Below are 17641 nucleotides of genomic sequence, written 5' to 3'. Positions count from 1 at the left end.
ATTGCCAATGGGCTATTTTTTCCCATCCCCCGAAATGGTAAAAAGTTTTTGCATTAGGGCGGTGTTACACTGTAATGCCGTCTCAGAATTTATAAATTGATAGACACCTCAAAACCCACCTGTTTATACTGTCTCTTAAATCGATTTTTTATATATAGTAGACATGATTGTCTATAAATCATAATAGGAGACAGTTTTCATGCGTCTTTTCGGCTATGCTCGCGTTTCAACCAGCCAACAATCATTAGACATCCAAATTCAAGCCCTCAAATCTGAGGGTGTCGAAAAGAAGCGCATCTTCAGTGATAAAGTTTCAGGCGCTCAAATCGAACGACCAGGACTGGATTTACTCCGAGTCAAAGTAGAAGAGGGTGACGTTATCCTGGTCAAAAAATTAGACCGCCTTGGTCGAGATACCGCAGACATGATCAACTTGATCAATGAATTTCAAAACCTAGGTGTTGCTGTTCGCTTCCTGGATGATGGGATCAGTACAGAAGGAAACATGGGCAAAATGGTGATCACTATCTTGTCGGCTGTTGCTGAAGCAGAGCGAGCACGAATTATGGAAAGAACGGCAGAAGGTCGGATTGAGGCGAAAGCCAATGGAGTGAAGTTTGGGCGTAAGCGGACAGTGGATCGTGAGGAAGTGAACAGACTATATAAAGATGGAGTTGGCGCATCTGAGATTGCTAGGCGTTTGGGGATTGGAAGGTCTACAGTTTATAAGATTTTAGAATAAATCATTGCTCGATTTGATTAAAGATAAAAGGGAAATAACATGGAAAAGCTAGTTGCATTGCATAAACATTGGCTAATTGCAGATTCTATTATGCAGTTCGTAATGGCACCAATAGATAAAGATTCAATCCTTCCTGAAGAATCTCGTCAATCTGTTGAGATGCATTCAGCCTGGTTACGCTTACTTGTATTGTATAGCCTGATATACGTTGTAATTGAGGGTTATGAAGAACTCAAAATGACTAATGAAAAGATTGATTACTTATTATCAAATAGAGAGTTTGTGAATAAATTAAAACGATTAAGGAACGGCACTTTCCATTATCAGGAAAAACCGATCCCAGATAAAGTAATGGATTTTTTAGAGCTAAAGGATAGTGAGATCTGGATTAATCAGTTGCATAAATCATTTGGGCTTTTTTTTCATGAGAATCTAATTAAAGTAAAGTTGGAGCAAATGAGCTGAGTAGTATGAGATAAAAGAATTATTTTGTTACTCATAACATATTGAATACAATGTTAATTACTTATGTTTTTTAGAGTTCCAAGTTGATAGGATCTGCGCTGCATTAACATTATTCAAAGGGAAGATGATGAAATTTGAATGGGACGATAACAAGAACGTTATCAATATCAATAAGCATGGAATAGACTTCCGCGCTGCCGCAAAAATATTCAACGATCCCCACTTTATTGTCAATGAAGATTCTCGTACTGATTATGGTGAGCCTCGCTATCAAATCATTGGTGCTGTTGACCCCCATGGTGTTTTGTTCGTTGTATATACTGAGAGATATGATGATACGATACGACTTATTTCTGCCCGAAAAGCGAATAAGAAAGAGCAGCAGATATACAAACAATTAAGGTGGTAACTATGGCTACAGAAACTTATACAATGGAAGAACTCGAAAAGCAGGAAGACAGGTCAGACGCAGAACGCGTAAAAAACATGACCGATGAAGAAATCGAAGAGGCTGCAAAGTCAGATCCTGACAGTGCATTACCAACGGATGAAGAGTTGAAGCAGTTTAAGCGCCCAAGTGATGAATATCGAAAAAGGTTTCAGAATGACAAAGATTAACTTGAATGGACTCAATTCCTTAAAAGATCACACTGACTGGGAAAGAGTAGAAAAGCAAACTGATGACGAAATCAAACAAGCCGCAATTTCTGACCGGAACGCTCCTTTACTGCCTGATCACGAACTAAGCCGATTCAAGACCCGCAAAGAGATGAAGCATAAGCTAGGGTTTTGATATTTTCCTCAATTTGTTGAGTGGTTCATTATAACTGGTTTATTATGCTAGGTTTCCTACAAGTCAAAATCCATACTTAATAAACCAGTCATTCAACAGTTTCCTATAAGCATGGTTTACTTGAACCAACATAAATTAAGAATTGAGCCTTATTAAAAGGCTCATGAGGTTAGGTTTTTTGAATCGGCTGCTCTTTGATAAGCTTTGAAATGATATAAACAACTATTGAATTGAATATAAATGAAACAGTGGACTCAATTGGAGATGGGTAAGCATACCCATCAAAAACAGCTCCTAGCAGTAGTAACATGATCACTGCAAAGCTTCCCCCTATAGCAGAAAACTGAAACATTTTCTTACGTGAAGAAAGCTGAAGCTTGCAAAACTTAAAAACGAAGTACACTGCTATGATAATTGCCGCAATATTTAGCCCGATTTCTGGGTGTATATTGAATGTTTGGTTTATCACAACAGAGAGCATCGTCAGAACAAAGTATGCGACGAAAAAAGTAGCATATGGTTTTAATTCCATGCTAAAACTCCTAATTGAGAACCTTTCTACGTTCTAGTTCATTAGAATACTTCTGTGTTTCATTATATGAGAACTCATGTACTCCAATAATGACGATAGAAGCAATTAAAACACCAATATTGCCTGTAGAAGCTCCATTTTTTACTATATCCCAAGCCGCACCACCAACACCATATGCACCAGGGTTGGCTCCGAGGATACTAGACCAACGATTTAGTTGATTGTGGAAGTCGAGCACTTCTTTTAGCTCATCATTAGTTAGCGACCACTCTGCCCACTGAGGCTTCACAAGCGAGTCAAGACACTTTATACGTAAATCAACAGCAAGATCTAAATCTGATAGATCTTGTATCTTTTGTATTACTGACATTTTATTGAGTCGATCTAAGTGCCGATAAAGAATTGTTCCCGACATAGCAATGACAATTTTCTCTTCATCACCATTTAACTTATGTGTAGGAACTTTGAGTATCTTCGCAAGTTGATTCATTGCTTCTTTTTTATTCTTGGGTAGTGAATAGCGAACTGATACACTGATTTTGTTCATACGATTATTCCTTTATTAATTCCTATACTTCAAACAATCCAGATAAACAGGGGTGGGAAATTTCCTAAATATAGGAACGTAATTTTAACAAAAATATTCACTCAGTAATATATATCCAAGTACCTAATTTATAAATTAATTAATCTTTTGTTATTAGTTTTGCCACTCTTTGAATCTTGGTGGTTTATTTTGTTCATAGATTAAAATCACTCGCCCAATTTTCACTCTGTTTTATTACAATTCCACCCAATTGATTATGAGGGTTAGTTTACCTTTTGAAGTCTTTTAGTAGTGATTTATAGTATGGTTCCGCTTTTTCTCTGCCTTGAGCAGTAAGAGTCCACGCTAGTTTGAGCGATTTAGCGCATCGGTATTTATTGACCAATTGGTTCCTTTCAAGTGTATGACAAGAAGTACGAAAATTTGTATCTTGTACAGGTAGTTCTTTGACCTTGTTTATTATTTTGAAAAGGGTCATACTTGGCACTGGTTCGGTGTGACCTTTTTTCTCCAATGCATAGAGGGCTAGAAGAACCTCTTTCTGTGTAGAAGATATTCTCAATTTAAACCCTTATTCATGTGTCACATGAATAGTGATTGGTGTTCGATCAGTATCGCTATTCGATCCTATTAGAGTTATTAATCTTTGTTTATACACTCTTGTTCCTGCCTTATTAAAGGTCCCCAAGTCTAGTAGACAAACTGGTAGTAGCCATAAGCAAATTTTGAATTTCTTATTTAAGTAAATTACCACATCTAAAAAAACAATAAAACAAACGTCAAAATAATATTAAATGATAATCAAAATATGATATATTGATATTGTATTTATGGTTATTCTAGGGGTTTTTATGTTTGATAATGAATTGGTTGTTGATAATTTTGCTGGCGGTGGGGGGGCATCTACCGGGATCGAGTTAGGGTTAAATCGATATGTTGACATTGCTATCAATCATGATCCTGATGCAATTGAAATGCATAAACTGAATCACCCCGAGACAAGGCATTATTGTGAGTCAATTTGGGATGTAGATCCCGTTGAAGCATGTTCTGGAAGACCAGTTGGTTTGCTTTGGAACTCTCCAGATTGCCGTCATTTTTCACGTGCGAAAGGAGCTGTCCCCGTGGATAAAAATATACGAGGATTAGCTTGGTGTGTCATAAACTGGGCATCTCAAGTGCCAGTTAGAATCTTAATGCTTGAGAACGTGATTGAGTTCACAACCTGGGGGCCAATAATAGATGGTGTACCATGTAAAAAAAGACAGGGTGAAACTTTCGATGGATTTATAAAAGCACTTACAACTGGTCTTCCGGTCGAGCATCCTGCATATAAAGATATCTATAATGCGCTTTTTCGCTGTTGTTATAATATCAAAAGAAAATTGAGAATTTACAAGTCGATCAAACATGGGCTCAATTATGATGTAGATTGGAAAATTATTTCGGCATGTGACTTTGGCGCTCCAACAATAAGAAAAAGGCTTTTTTTGATTGGGCGTAATGATGGCCAAGAGATAATCTGGCCAGAAGCCACTCATGGTGACAATGGCAAACTTCCATACAAGACAGCGGCGGATATTATTGATTGGTCGATCCCGGTGAAATCCATTTTCAATCGTAAGAGACCTTTGGCTGAAAACACATTGAAAAGGATAGCAAAAGGACTTGAAAAATTTGTTTTTAATGGGAAACCTTTTATTGTTCCAAAAGAGTGTTCTACGCCATTTCTCACTGAACATGCAAACGCTTCCAGCCAAAGAAATATGCCAATTGACGAACCTCTCAGGACTATCTGCGCTCAAGTTAAAGGAGGACATTTTGCGCTTGTCACACCAATTATTAATCGTCAATTTGGGCAATCAGAAAGTAATCCTGTGACGGAGGGTTTAGGCTCGATAACGGTGGGTGACCAAGATAATTCAGATATAGTATCTAACCATATTACGAAGCATTACACTGGAGTTTCTGGTGCTGATATCTGTAAGCCTCATCATACTGTAACTCAGAATGATCATAACGCATTGGTTACAAGCCATATGGTAAAGCTGAGAGGTACTAATCTCGGCCACGGTACTGACGAACCTGTGCATACCATTTCTGCTGGAGGGCTACACATAGGAGAGGTCCGAGCATTTATGATCAAATATTATGGAACGAATTACGGTCACTCATGCGATCAACCGCTTCAAACGATAACATCAAAACATAGATTTGGCCTAGTGACAGTTGAAGGAGAGGACTATCAGATTGTTGACATAGGCATGCGAATGCTTGAACCTCACGAGCTATTTGCAGCACAAGGCTTTCCGGGAGACTACAAGTTCACCCATGACAATAGTGGTAAAAGAATATCTAAAGCAAAGCAGGTTGCTAGGTGTGGTAACGCTGTTTGCCCTCCCGTAGCACAGGCGCTGGTAGAAGCAAACTTTCCTGCGCTCAATAAATTAGAACAAAGCGCCGCCTAGTACAGATTTTCCTAGTGCTTTTCTTTCAAAAAAGAACTCTTTTTGTTTGGAGAGTGAGAATGTGAATAAAGGCCTAGTATGTTTATAAATTGTCGGTCAGTTTACTGTCCATATTTTATAAACATACTAGGTTTGGTGCGTAGCATATTCACATTCTTGAACGATTCTTGTGAATCTTAGGCCGGTCAGAATTTCTCTATTATTCCATCACTATAATTTTCTTCCGCATTGTAGACACAATCAGAGCAGATCATCTCTCTTTTTGAAAAATCAAACTCTTTGCAATCCGAGTTATATTCACTTAGTTGATGACAAGCACGACACAAGTGTTGTTTTGCTCCAAAAATAGACTGTAATGGAGCAAACAAACAGTACAAGATAATGTACCTCATCAGTAGTAACCATGTTGATGCTTTACCAGGAAAGCATAAAAGTATCGGCAAAATAAATAGTGCAGCAATGAAAATAACGCTCACAATTAGGGGTAACATCAGAAATGCTAAGAATAGAGTGATGTGGTGAATAAGAATCTTTTTTTGTGCTTTTTTGGTCATAATGCAACTTAATCAAGGTTTATTTTGGAATCAAACTTATTGGCCCCAAAAATAGAGTGGCCATAAAGATAATAACCGATAATATCAGCACCCCAGTCACAAAAAGTGACCATGAATTTGTATTTTCTTTGGGAGTAAGAAGCTCAATTGCTTCAGTATCATCACGCTTTTCGCGATATATAATCTCGCCATACTCATTATCACTTTTATTCAAATTGGCTGTAATATATTCAATTTCTTCATCTCCATTTAATCTTTGCGGAACAACCACCATCCTAACATTACGATACTCGCCTTCGTTGTTCTTGTAAAAACACCAGTAGTAATTTTTAGACCATTGGTACTTTTCAACCAATACAGTCTTTGATTGGGGGATTAATGGCAGGCGGTTTGCCATTAGCTTCACACTGTGATCGCTTTCCCAGTTGATCATGAGTGTTTCTACTTCTTCTAATTCCTCTATTGTTAGCTCTATTTCTTTAATATTTTGCTTCAACATCAAAGCCGCAATATATTTATCCAAGCCAACAAATAAGCTACTTTTACCATTTGTGATTATATATTCCTTGTTATCATCCTGAACAAATAATGTACCCCTGCTTTCGGAAAAAATGCATTGGCCATCAACTACAAAATCATCTTTTGAGATACGCTTAATTTCAGACATAGAGCATCATCCTTACCTAGAATTAACCCATGATAAAAGAAGAAGGGATTTCCCTGAATTATTTAGTTTTTTTAAGATTAGAAATCTATGATGTCATAATCCGATGGAGCTATTCAATAAGTTATAAATACGAATAAAGAACCCAACATAGCCCCAAAAATAAACTAAAAGTACTATTCTTGTGATAATCAAATCTATTTATGAGGTACGATCATTGATACGTTACTATTTCCAATTTCCTTAACGATCCGATAATAAGATGTTTTGCTAATATTCATTTGCTCGATTATTTGCTTTACTGTGAAGCCAGTGTTTTTCATCTTTATCACCTTCTGCTTTATATCATCAGATATGCGAACTGGTCGACCAAATGCAACATTATTTCGTTTGGCTCGCTCAATACCCTCTCCTCGTTTCTCCTGATTGATGGCCTCTTGATATTCTCCAGCTAGTTCAAGCGCCTCTAAAGTATCTCTATTTATATCCTGATCAAGCACTCGTATTTGAATATCAAGCTGCCGACAATGACGAATGATTTTCATAAGGGCGATAAGTGATGTCGCAAGAGACTGAAGGCTACACACAACCAGTACATCCCCAGGACGCAGTGAATCGATACACTTTTTAAATTGAGGACGATGTGTTTCTAATCGGATATCTTCATCTAAAAAAATTTTTTCACACTTTCGAAGTTTCCAAAGTTGACCGTTTTTAGACATTCCATAAATGCCTGATTTAGAACGCGCATACCCAACTCTCATTTAATTTCTCATTTATAAAACCTTTATGGTAGCACTTTTGGTATTGATGCTATATCAATAATAAACAGGCTTTCATAGTAGCTTTGGTTTCTGGTTGAATTAACTTCTGGGTATGCCTTCTTTCACTTGAAAAATAACTAAGAGGCTCATTAAGGTTGATAAAAAGTGAGTGATATTTACTCAGCAATGCTGTATTGTAGCACTCAATACAGGTACAAAAAGAATGTAATAAATCATGGAATGAGCAATACCAGTGAAGAAACACAGCCTCCCTACCCCAAAAAATCCCATTAAGCATTCAATAACAGAGGACTACTTAACTCCTGTTGCAATTGGTTCTTTTATAGGTCACTTGATAACACCAGGAATTGGTGGTGTTGCGTTAGGTGGTTTGCTTGGGGCTCTCATTAAATCATCAACGTTAGAAGAAGAAGCCATGTCTAAAATACCAGTGTTTTACAGCTTCCATTATGAAAATGATGTTATGAGAGTCCAACAAATTAGAAATATTGGAGCAATAGAAGGAAACTCCCCAACCAGCCCGAATGAGTGGGAGCAACTAAAGCGTACAGGTGAAGTTGCTGTGAAAAACTGGATTGATCAAAATATGAAATATAAGCGATGTATTATCGTGCTCATCGGAAGTGAAACATCTAACAGGATATGGGTTCAACATGAAATCATTAAAGCCTGGAATGATGGAAAAGCTATTCTTGGTATTTACATTCATAACGTAAAATGTCCTCGAAACGGTCTGAGTAAGAGAGGAAAAAGTCCATTTGAAGACATAAAACTGAGTGATGGAACCAGCTTGTCAGAATATGTTGATACTTATGATCCAAGCCCTGATGATGCATACGGTGATATCTCAAAGAATATTTCAAGCTGGATCAGCCGCGCAATCTCAAACAAAGTGAACTAAGGATGGAAGATCATATACTGAATATCGAACCTGAATCTCTTTCTGTCCAAACTCACCTCGGCATTTTGCAGAATGTGATCCAGAGAATGTCTACGAATAGCTCATCATGTAAGGCTTGGTGTGTAACATTAGTTTCAGCTGTTCTCGTTATCGTTGCAGATAAGGGTAAACCTGAATATGCATATATCGCCTTATTACCAACATTAGTTTTCGCTGCTCTTGATGCATATTATCTAGCTTTAGAAAAATCGTTTAGGCATTCATATACAGATTTTATTACCAAGCTTCACAACAACACTATAACTGCCAATGATCTTTACAGTGTTGTCCCTAAAGGAAATATGTCACGCTTTCAGGTTGATTCTTTAAAGTCATTTGCTGTGTGGGGATTTTATCTTTCTTTAGCTTTATTAATCTATGTGACAAAAGCGATAGCTTTGAAATAAAAACCAATACAGCAGCTAAGTTAAGAAACTGGCTAAGATTATGAATGGTTGATAATCACTCTTTATTCAATATCTCTGAAAAGGATTTGTATATTAATTTGATAGCCGTAGCTATCGAAGTAATATTCAAATGAGCAAGGCGATATCAATCGCAGCAGCTGATCATAATAGATCCATAAGATCATAAGATCATGTAACAGGGATTAAAGCTAAATAACAGTAAATTTTCTATCATTTAGCTTTAAATAGAAGAGTGATAGCTAAATACAATCAAGAAATAGCTAAAAGATAGAAAAATAAAAATCTGAATTAGCTAAAAATTAGAAATCAGCCTCAGCATTAAGCTAAATAATGGAAAACAAATTTACTCTAATTTCCCTTTTTTCGAAGTACTTCACTTTTAAGTTGTTCAGACATACTTTCACCAAATGGGCCAAATGATTGATTCGCCTTGGATATCGATTCTTCTGAAAGAAGTGATTCATCGCGAGGTATCATTGCTTTTTCTGTTAATGTTCGCTTTTTTGGTTGCCTAGGCTTTTGAATAACGTTTTTTTCTGAAAGAGAACATAGTTCACCTTCAAGTATGCTGCTAAGCGCATGTTCATCACTAAAGAGAATGGAGTTATTTGACCATTTCAACTCAATCGATGCTTTTTTATTTGGTGGAAGGTAGTTTGCTTTAGTAAATAAAAGCTGAAGAGAGTCTTTCTTTTGTTTATCAGCTACTTTTTTCATATATAAGTGCAGCTTTGATTTTGACAATGTCGATGATAATCCCGATCCAGAGACACTGGATGGTTCCTCTTTGCCTCGACTAATTTCTTTTGTTGGATGATGGACTACTAATACAGCAGCATTCGCTTCCTGAGCAAGGTGATTTAAAGACACATTGATTATATGATCATGTTTGGTCTCATCGGCTGAACCTGTTGCTTCGCGCAAAGTATCTATAATAATCAAATCATAGCCCTTCCCTGCTTCAACTAATTTCTTCAAAGATGTTTCAGCACGACCTACTTCACTCGAAAACTGGTTTTCATCAGAGCTGCATATAGGCTCATGAGAATTATAAAAGCTAACATTCTCTTTCAACTTCTGTTTTACGCCTATTGGAAAAGAATTCATATGCGATTGAACTCTAGATAAAACTCCAGTAACCGTATCTTCTATAGGCCATATGAGTGTTTTAAGGGGGGCAGAACCACTTACACCAACACCAACCAAACCATGACATGGAAGAGATACTTCATAGGCAATGGATAAACACAGGAACGATTTACCTAGATCAGGCGGAGCGATAAGAAAACCAACATTACCACGATATAATCCATTAAGGATCGGCTCTTTTTTTTCTTCTATCGACCGTTCAATTTCTTGATCACAAAAAGGAATTATCATTCTACTATGTCCTCATCACCAATATAGATCAGTTGATAGTCAGTACGATTGCTATTCATTTCCTTTTTCAGGATCAAGTTAAAATCCTTAGACAATATATCCTGCTTTTGAAGCACTTCTTTCATGGTGTTATTGATGAGAGTTGTTGAATGTTTTTTAGTGATACGAGCCTTATTTTCGTAATAGCTGCGTATCAGATCTGAAAGATATTTTCCGTGTAAGAATTCACGTTTATGTTGATCCAAATATTTTGCAAAATCAGTGACAGAGTGGTTCCCTGACAGTTGTGGGTAAACCTCTAAAAACCTCTTTCTACTAATGCTACCTTCTTGAAGAAGGGATGCTGTGAATGTTCTATGTACACCAACAAGAAGATGCGTCATTGTGTCAGCGGTAATACTTCCTTTACTTCGAATCCCATCAGGAACAAGTAGAGGTATGAAGCTGTGATCAACTAAGCGGATCTTCGTATTATATTTTGTAAGAACCTTCCCTTCATTTTCATAATCCAATACAAGTAGCATTTGACTCAATCGCTGAAGCCTTTGCAGTACAGTTTTTTTGTTTGGTTTTGCATTTTTAAGGTCTAAAAATAAGAAAAGATCTGAAAAATCGACGAGGAAATAATCGTAGATACCTGAAAACATTCTTGTATCAAGTAGTGATTGATACTGTGATGGTAAATACTCTGTCATGACGTTTAGCTTGCTCAGTTCAATAGCCTGACGTAGCGTTAAACCTGAGACGTCTTCGTACATGCCACCAATGCTTACGATCCCCTCAAGGAGATGACGATCGGCGACCAAGCAAACAGCGCTGTATACCTGGAGTGTTACAGCATCGAATTCACGTTTGTTTGCCCCTTTCTTCCAGTATGGTTTTTCCTGGCGTGTGCTGAGAAGAGGTTTGTTGGCGAGGATTTGTTGCTCGATAAGTGACTCATCGCCTGCCATTTGATTTGCTAAGTCTCTGGGGAGTCTTGAGCCAGGTAAAAAGATACAGTCCATCAAAGTAGTTGTTGCTGGACGATTACCAAAAACTTCCGCTACAACGTCAGCGGGAAAGTATCCATCTAAACTATCGTTCATGTCAGCGCTCATTTATTTTTCTTTAAAGCTAAAAAATAGAAAAATCTTATTATTGCCCTGGATTATAGCTAAATTTTAGAAAACGAAAAGCATAATATTAATTCTTTTAAGCTAAATCTTAGAAAATCATACTTTCACTAATGCTAAATAATAGAAAAAATAATTTCATGAAGTACATGTAAAGCTATATTTGGGAAAAACAAGAAGTACAAATTACTACATATAGCTAAATTATAGAAAAAACCCACTATATATAGGGGGCTCGGTCTAAGGGAGTTCCTCCATATAGATCTATGGCATAACTTACAGAGCAACATCTGCCAGTTTTGATATTGCACATTTTTTTTACTTCATTCCCTTGTAGTACGATCTCAACAGTCTGTCCGACATAGAATTCTGAGTCATGTATAAAATATTCGACGTTATTTGTATCGATAATGGTTTTTCCAAAAATAAAAGCGATGAGTGGGTTGTGTTCAAATTCGTTTCCGAATGGTTGAATTGAGAAAGACTCTTGGATGTGAACATGGTGCTTTCTTACTTCGAGTTTCGGCTTGCCTGAAGAAATTGTATTTTTAATACTGCCAATTGAAGTAATCAAAACTATTGGGAGAATAGCCAATCCAATGGAGAGTTTATATTTTTTAGTCTTCATAAAATATTATTTTGAATTTTTAATATTTGATATTATGAAGCTCTTTTGTCTTTTTTTAAATTGAAACAAATATCAAGATATGAATTAATGAGCATTCAAAATAAATAAAATTGATTTTTTGTTTTATATTTTCTAGGAGAACAAAATGCAACTTCACCCATTTGCTCTTTTTCTATTTATCGCTGCATTTCCATTTTTATATTGGCTGACAAACCTGAATGAGAATTCACTTGATTCATTTATGATGAATTTTTCTAGTCTAGGACGAATATCCTTTTTTCTTTTCTTTCAATTTCTTGCTTTAGCAATCATTGCTAAATCAGGTGTTATGAGAAGATCTGGATCAGATAGCTATTTTGGGAAAAATATAGAAGAACTGAGTAAGGGGGAAGTTGTATTTATTCTGTCTATATATGGAGTTGCACTGATTTTGAATGTGTTGTTTGACGCATATGTTCTACCAGGAGCGGTAGATGGGTTGCGAATATATGTCGAGTTTCTAAAAAAATAACTTCCAGGGCAAGAAAAGAAAGCTTCAAAGCGGCTTTCTTTTCTAAAAAGAAACACAGAAATGTTTAAGGTAAAGAGTAAGCACTAAAGAATGGGGCTCTTGCTATTGAGGCTATTTTTCTGTCAGGTGTGGGGTGTTCAGCACCACCGCCTCCTCCACCAGATACGACCTCTAGCTCATTTAAATCCAACTCTTCAGGTTTCATTTTCTTCTTCGATACTTGTTTCATTCATAATTCTCTTATTTATGCAATACGATATTTTTTTCTATTCAGAGATGAACTGCAAGTTAACAGTATTATATATATGACTGTTGCCCCTTGGACAATCCATTGCATCCTATCGAACGTATTATCAATGAACCATGTGGTATCAATCAACCATTGGTAGTATAAAAAACCCTCTATCATGCAAATGGTTGAAATTATCATTCCACAGAAGATGATTCCTATTATTGCCATATCGAATATTGAGTGCCGGAATGCTCTAACCCAAGCTTCTCCAGTTTGTTGTACTTTGTCGATCGGGATAGCAGCTATGAGATGGGCAATCCCCCTTCTTGCAAAGATTGCTGTTATAAACAACAAGTCAAAGGCTATACAACGCAAGTAATATAAATAGCCCCATTGCATACTAGCTTTTTGGATAGCAATATTCAGTGCTTCAATTATTAAATACAATATAATGAGCATCGTAACATTCTTGTCTTTTCTACAAATAAATGCACAAACAACAATGATTGGGATAAAAATCATTTTTTCTAAAGTCATTCTTTGTCCTTTATCTCTTCAGCATCTTCAAGAATTTTTTTGATGAAAGATTCATAGTCTGCCGAGCAACGCATGCAGATAATTAGAAAATCAACCAAGGAGATTTTTTGTTGATCTCTTTCCATGTATGACAAGTTTGACTGGCTTGTTTCAACTAATTTACTCATATCCTCCTGAGTTATTTTTTGTGACTTTCTTGCCTCCTTAACAAAGGCCGCTATCTCTGCTGATGCATACTTTTTGAGGTTTTTAATCGTTTTTTTCATTAATACCTTAAAATATCAAGATATTGATAATTTAGTTTGTGACTATATAAGAAGTTAACTTTTAATGCGATAAAATTATTACTTATGATAGGTACTGGTGGCTTGTGTAGGCTGTTATTATTTGCTTGGTAATTCTCCCCTTATAGATGACATCCTTTTAAAGCGATTGAAAATCATATCAAAAAATCAGAAATATCAAAATATTGATATTAATTTATGGCAACATGTTAGGTATGGCTTAAGCCACTTAAGATTAATTTGGAAGTTTAGGGTTTGTATATGTAGCTAGTAAGGCTGCTTGGGAGGATGAAGTGAAAGAAATATCAATGCGAACTGAAAAGGTATATCGAAGATGCCACGCTCTATTAAAAGCGAGAGAAAGCGCTCACCAAGAACTGAAAACCATTAAAGCGTCAGCTGCTCGTATTGAAAATATTTTAACAACACAAGGCACCGACCTCTGCCCACAGCTGGAAATGGCTCAATTTCAACACCTGACTTCCCTACAAAAGCGGATCGACTCTGAACTATGGCGCAGTATCTTTCATGAGATGAACCTGCTCCGAGTGCTCGCGCCAGCGCACCTGCAACAGCTGAATCAATGGATGGATGATGAAGTGGTCCCAGACTTCAATAAAACACGGCTCAACCAGATATTCGCGACTTTTACATCTATTCCAGAAAAGCAGCTCCGGTGCTTAGCCATTCAACAGGTATTCACCTTATTTCTGGATTGGGATGGAGATGAAAATGCAAACGTAGAGAAAGTCCCTGAGCGGATTGAACTAAAGGATCCATTTTTTGAATTAAACGGAGCGATTAAACTCAAGTTGCATGTACGAACGCTGCTGGATGACCTCGACCGTCTATTGCGGGAGATTTACCAGCTTGAGAGAAGCAAACTATCAGATCGACTGGATGCGTTCTTCCAGGAAGACTTTCAGATCCAGTTGAAGGAAATTGGTATGACGATTGAGTCAAAGAAATTGAAGTCATTGGCCATTTCCTTTGACCGGGAGACTCAGATACTACTTGAGAAGGCAATCAAAGATGCGCCAGAGTATATGGAACTGAATATTGAAAAATTAATTAGGGATATAGGTTTCATTTCTCAATCCGAATTAATTTGTTTATCTTCAACTAGTGATGAAAAAGAGATTAAATACCAAGCCCCATTATCTGAAGCAATTTAACCCCCAACTCAATAGTAAGTTTCGCATGCGAAACTTACTAAAAAAGCCACCCGAAGGTGGCTTATAACATGTCTATACGTTGATTTTCGTATTACCCTGTAAGTCTGGTACAGCAGACAGATAAAGGTCGCTAGGCACCTGATACTTCTCAAATAAGGAGGTAACACCAGTGAGAGGAGCGTAAATGCTCTCATTGTATTTTGGTTGGCCAGCTTGGGGAATCCCAAACCCAGCGGTAAACTTATGAGAAATACTTTCTTCAGTTTCATATTCAGCACCCCAAGGCATCTAAGAAATCCTCAAAACCGTCATTCGCTTTACTCAGGATCGTTAGTATTTTTTCGAAAATTTAGCTGTTATTACCTTTTTATCAAACCCCTGTATTTCTGATGTGTACGGCGCTCTTATGAATTACAGATACCAAGCATTAAGCCTACTAGGAATCAAAAAATCATAATTTATCAGTAATTGAAGTGCTCAAAATTATATAATATGATGTATCAATATATGTATATATGAAATGACTATAGGGCCACTGAATGAAATATTTACCTAGAATTATAATAACTCTGCTGTCTTTCGGGTTATACGGACTTTGCCATTACAAAGTGTTACAACCGATACTCCTTACCCCTGAATCACCACGCTATGAATTATATTCTGAAACAATGACTACATTATCCTTCTTATTAGCACTTGGGTGTTTATTGATGCTTATGATTTTGCATCTTCAAAGCATCATTGAAGAGAAGTATCCGAAAGAAGACCAAAACTCAAACACAATAGAAAAGACAGATCATACTGATTTCTCAAAAGCATTAAGTTTCGAAGTAATTAAAGATTACATGCGGGCTAATAATAGCAAGTGGATTCAGGTATATACCATCTATACGATTCTCTCTTGGTTAGCAATGGTGAAGGTATTTCCTACAATATGGTTAGATCATTGGGCACTTATGGTAAATGGATTTGTTCTGATATTTTTGGTATACATTTTTAGTTGTATCACAAGTGCATATGTAGATAGAAAGTTTGCATCAAAAGTGTTTGCTTTTAATGTGTTTTTTACTAATTTTTTTATATGGGAATATAAGACTAATTTTGATCTAATAAATGGGCTCGAAACAACACCTCTACACATATTTCAACAACCAATTAGTGTTTGGTTTGCACCATCTCTTTACACCTTATTATTTGTCTTTTCAATATTAGCAATACGTCTGATTTATAGAGATCCGAACTTTTCTAAGATCACATGGGAATAACAAAAAGACAGATTCAAATGAATAAACCTATAGCCTCCTATTTGGAGGTTTTTTTATATGCAAAACTCAATACTAAAAAGCCGGGTAACTTAATGAAAACTACCCTTGAAATACCCATCAAAATATAATAATTTGAATTATCAATAATATTATTATTGACTTATTTGTTCTTGCATTAAATTCAGGGCTAAAAATAACCATAAAATTAAGTGGAGTAAGGTTGAATATGCAATCTAAATTTTTTATTGAGTTACAAGTTTTATATGAAAATAAGCTGCTTTTTTCTATTAGCCAATCTAAAGGATATATTCCTGGTGTTGTTGATCCACAAAAAGGGGCAAACATAATAAGATGTCGGTTGAACAATGATTCATCTCTTAATCTTTTATTCAAGAGCGACTATGACCTTGCAAGTGACTCTGTTCAGCTAACAAAATCAATTAATTGGAGTGAATATAAAGAAATTATTCATATGTTAAAAAGTTTTGAAAGTGTTGAGGGCTTCGGTGCAAAACTGAAAAAACTAGGTTGGCATGTTCAACTAAGCCAAACATTTATAGAAATGATTCAGCATCTCTTAGTTGAAATAGAAAAAGTGCAATCTAAAGCTATTAAAAATACAAAACTAAAATTCTATGAATTTTTGCTTGAAGGAAGGATAAAATCACGCATCTTTTCATATTTATGTTTTGGAGTATCTTTTATCAGTTTGATGGCCACATCCAATGATGCCAGAACGTTTGAACAGGTATTATCTTTCTCTATTGTTGCTCTGTTACTGATCACACCTCCATTTTTATGGGATCTTTCTAGCCGATATATTGAATACAAATCAACTAAAAAAGAAGCCGTTCTTACCCTAATGAAGTTTAATTAAGAAAGGAATTAAATCTATGTTGTTTTTTATTTTTTCTATATGTTTTGCGTATGTAGTGTTATTTTTTTGTGGCTTTTTACCTTATCAAGATGTCTACGGAACAATCTACGCAAGTATTGCTATGTTTAGTATTGTAGGTACATTATTAACTATGGCTGCACAGATCCAAGCTCTTTATGACAAAGCCTATAAGAATAATGAATTGAGTAATAAAAGCCATCATAGAAAAAACGCATATAACTCTGAAGTTCTAAATGGTATAGATTTTCATAACGGACTTGACGAGCACGATGTAGATTTCAATACATCAGTAACATCATGCCATTCTACGTCCATCACAGACACTTCAAGTGCTACTAGCTCTTCAAGTTTTACTGATTCTTCTAGTTCATCATCATCCTGCGATTAATTTGCCTACATATTAAAATATGAGCCTCTAAATTTAGAGGCTTTCGAAATTCACCGACTGACTAACCAATTAATTATATTTTCGAATTTTCCTACACATAAAGATATCCATCTTGGCAAACTCTATTTTACCTAAGAGTTCATCTTGGCAATCTTTATTTGAACTTGGCAAACTTAATTTGACCTACGATAGACAATTTTTTTGGATAGAAAACAATCTTGCAAAACAAAATCAATAATGTATATTATGATGTATCAAAAAAACAAAAAATGAATTATTGTAAATTATCTAAAAATAAAGGATAACAAAT

24 protein-coding genes are annotated in these 17641 nt (G+C 36.0%); 13 read left to right on the top strand and 11 right to left on the bottom strand.

Annotated elements, in window-relative coordinates; genetic code table 11:
- Positions 1–199 precede the first annotated feature (199 nt).
- The 5 genes from C505_RS0118695 to C505_RS22945 all read left to right on the top strand — a co-directional run bounded on the left by C505_RS0118695 (position 200) and on the right by C505_RS22945 (position 2000).
- Positions 200–742 (top strand): recombinase family protein, encoded by a 543-nt coding sequence (locus tag C505_RS0118695; protein ID WP_018694167.1) that lies wholly within the window; start codon positions 200–202, stop codon positions 740–742.
- A gap of 39 nt (positions 743–781) precedes the next feature.
- Positions 782–1207: a hypothetical protein gene (locus C505_RS0118690; RefSeq protein WP_018694166.1), complete on the top strand. Its 426-nt coding sequence runs from the start codon at positions 782–784 to the stop codon at positions 1205–1207.
- Positions 1208–1334: 127 nt separating this feature from the next.
- Entirely contained in the window at positions 1335–1616 is a 282-nt protein-coding gene (locus tag C505_RS0118685; protein WP_026318090.1) for a BrnT family toxin, read from the top strand.
- A 2-nt stretch (positions 1617–1618) separates the two neighbouring features.
- Complete coding sequence (locus C505_RS0118680; RefSeq protein ID WP_018694164.1) at positions 1619–1825, top strand: hypothetical protein; 207 nt, start codon at positions 1619–1621, stop codon at positions 1823–1825.
- Positions 1812–2000, top strand: coding sequence for a hypothetical protein (locus C505_RS22945; RefSeq protein WP_018694163.1), 189 nt, complete (start codon positions 1812–1814; stop codon positions 1998–2000). The genes C505_RS0118680 and C505_RS22945 overlap by 14 nt, the downstream gene beginning before the upstream one ends.
- A gap of 169 nt (positions 2001–2169) precedes the next feature.
- Here C505_RS22945 and C505_RS0118670 read toward each other — a convergent pair whose 3' ends face one another.
- Together C505_RS0118670 and C505_RS0118665 are read right to left on the bottom strand one after the other, a co-directional pair.
- Positions 2170–2532 (bottom strand): hypothetical protein, encoded by a 363-nt coding sequence (locus C505_RS0118670; protein WP_018694162.1) that lies wholly within the window; start codon positions 2530–2532, stop codon positions 2170–2172.
- Between the two features lie 10 nt (positions 2533–2542).
- Positions 2543–3079 carry a hypothetical protein gene (locus tag C505_RS0118665; protein WP_018694161.1) on the bottom strand — a complete coding sequence of 179 codons (537 nt, stop codon included), beginning with the start codon at positions 3077–3079 and terminating at the stop codon, positions 2543–2545.
- Between the two features lie 851 nt (positions 3080–3930).
- Between C505_RS0118665 and C505_RS0118655 the strand changes: the two genes are divergently transcribed.
- The gene (locus C505_RS0118655; RefSeq protein WP_040440312.1) at positions 3931–5547 is read left to right on the top strand and encodes a DNA cytosine methyltransferase; all 1617 of its coding nucleotides are present in this window, start codon (positions 3931–3933) and stop codon (positions 5545–5547) included.
- Between the two features lie 573 nt (positions 5548–6120).
- Here the strand turns inward: C505_RS0118655 and C505_RS0118645 are convergent.
- Positions 6121–6768: a hypothetical protein gene (locus tag C505_RS0118645; RefSeq protein WP_018694157.1), complete on the bottom strand. Its 648-nt coding sequence runs from the start codon at positions 6766–6768 to the stop codon at positions 6121–6123.
- Between the two features lie 194 nt (positions 6769–6962).
- Entirely contained in the window at positions 6963–7529 is a 567-nt protein-coding gene (locus C505_RS0118640) for a recombinase family protein (RefSeq protein ID WP_018694156.1), read from the bottom strand.
- Positions 7530–7782: 253 nt separating this feature from the next.
- On the opposite strand from C505_RS0118640, the gene C505_RS0118635 reads away from it, so the two are divergent.
- Positions 7783–8451: a TIR domain-containing protein gene (locus C505_RS0118635; protein ID WP_018694155.1), complete on the top strand. Its 669-nt coding sequence runs from the start codon at positions 7783–7785 to the stop codon at positions 8449–8451.
- Positions 8452–8453: 2 nt separating this feature from the next.
- Positions 8454–8897 carry a hypothetical protein gene (locus tag C505_RS0118630; protein WP_018694154.1) on the top strand — a complete coding sequence of 148 codons (444 nt, stop codon included), beginning with the start codon at positions 8454–8456 and terminating at the stop codon, positions 8895–8897.
- A 369-nt stretch (positions 8898–9266) separates the two neighbouring features.
- On the opposite strand, the gene C505_RS0118625 is transcribed toward C505_RS0118630, so the two are convergent.
- The 3 genes from C505_RS0118625 to C505_RS0118615 form a co-directional block, all read right to left on the bottom strand.
- Entirely contained in the window at positions 9267–10298 is a 1032-nt protein-coding gene (locus C505_RS0118625) for an AAA family ATPase (RefSeq protein ID WP_018694153.1), read from the bottom strand.
- Positions 10295–11386: a hypothetical protein gene (locus tag C505_RS0118620; protein WP_211215102.1), complete on the bottom strand. Its 1092-nt coding sequence runs from the start codon at positions 11384–11386 to the stop codon at positions 10295–10297. The genes C505_RS0118625 and C505_RS0118620 overlap by 4 nt, the downstream gene beginning before the upstream one ends.
- A gap of 247 nt (positions 11387–11633) precedes the next feature.
- On the bottom strand, positions 11634–12041 hold the full coding sequence (locus tag C505_RS0118615) for a hypothetical protein (RefSeq protein WP_018694151.1): 408 nt from the start codon (positions 12039–12041) through the stop codon (positions 11634–11636).
- Positions 12042–12186: 145 nt separating this feature from the next.
- Between C505_RS0118615 and C505_RS0118610 the strand changes: the two genes are divergently transcribed.
- The gene (locus C505_RS0118610; RefSeq protein ID WP_018694150.1) at positions 12187–12552 is read left to right on the top strand and encodes a hypothetical protein; all 366 of its coding nucleotides are present in this window, start codon (positions 12187–12189) and stop codon (positions 12550–12552) included.
- Positions 12553–12616: 64 nt separating this feature from the next.
- Here C505_RS0118610 and C505_RS24460 read toward each other — a convergent pair whose 3' ends face one another.
- From C505_RS24460 to C505_RS0118595, 3 genes are read right to left on the bottom strand one after another with little or no spacing between them, the layout of a single operon-like run.
- The gene (locus C505_RS24460) at positions 12617–12781 is read right to left on the bottom strand and encodes a hypothetical protein (protein ID WP_018694149.1); all 165 of its coding nucleotides are present in this window, start codon (positions 12779–12781) and stop codon (positions 12617–12619) included.
- 15 nt (positions 12782–12796) lie between these two features.
- On the bottom strand, positions 12797–13321 hold the full coding sequence (locus C505_RS0118600; protein WP_018694148.1) for a hypothetical protein: 525 nt from the start codon (positions 13319–13321) through the stop codon (positions 12797–12799).
- A complete protein-coding gene (locus tag C505_RS0118595; RefSeq protein WP_018694147.1) occupies positions 13318–13587 on the bottom strand; it encodes a helix-turn-helix domain-containing protein in 270 nt (89 codons plus the stop codon). Before C505_RS0118595 ends, C505_RS0118600 begins: the two co-directional genes overlap by 4 nt.
- Positions 13588–13898: 311 nt before the next feature.
- Here C505_RS0118595 and C505_RS0118590 point away from each other — a divergent pair, with 311 nt between their 5' ends.
- On the top strand, positions 13899–14780 hold the full coding sequence (locus C505_RS0118590; RefSeq protein WP_211215101.1) for a hypothetical protein: 882 nt from the start codon (positions 13899–13901) through the stop codon (positions 14778–14780).
- Positions 14781–14852: 72 nt separating this feature from the next.
- Here the strand turns inward: C505_RS0118590 and C505_RS0118585 are convergent, their stop codons facing one another.
- Positions 14853–15068, bottom strand: coding sequence for a hypothetical protein (locus C505_RS0118585; protein ID WP_018694145.1), 216 nt, complete (start codon positions 15066–15068; stop codon positions 14853–14855).
- A 251-nt stretch (positions 15069–15319) separates the two neighbouring features.
- Here C505_RS0118585 and C505_RS22940 point away from each other — a divergent pair, with 251 nt between their 5' ends.
- The 3 genes from C505_RS22940 (at position 15320) to C505_RS24455 (ending at position 17331) form a co-directional block, all read left to right on the top strand.
- On the top strand, positions 15320–16045 hold the full coding sequence (locus C505_RS22940; protein WP_040440298.1) for a hypothetical protein: 726 nt from the start codon (positions 15320–15322) through the stop codon (positions 16043–16045).
- Between the two features lie 226 nt (positions 16046–16271).
- Positions 16272–16922, top strand: coding sequence for a hypothetical protein (locus tag C505_RS0118570; protein ID WP_018694142.1), 651 nt, complete (start codon positions 16272–16274; stop codon positions 16920–16922).
- 16 nt (positions 16923–16938) lie between these two features.
- Entirely contained in the window at positions 16939–17331 is a 393-nt protein-coding gene (locus C505_RS24455) for a hypothetical protein (RefSeq protein WP_157369199.1), read from the top strand.
- The last annotated feature ends 310 nt before the right edge of the window (positions 17332–17641 follow it).

The sequence above is a fragment of the Algicola sagamiensis DSM 14643 genome (genome assembly GCF_000374485.1).
In the GTDB taxonomy this organism is placed as follows: Bacteria; Pseudomonadota; Gammaproteobacteria; order Enterobacterales; family Alteromonadaceae; genus Algicola; species Algicola sagamiensis.
The sequence above is the reverse complement of the archived record's forward strand: the minus strand, read 5'-3'. Positions and strand labels throughout refer to the sequence as shown.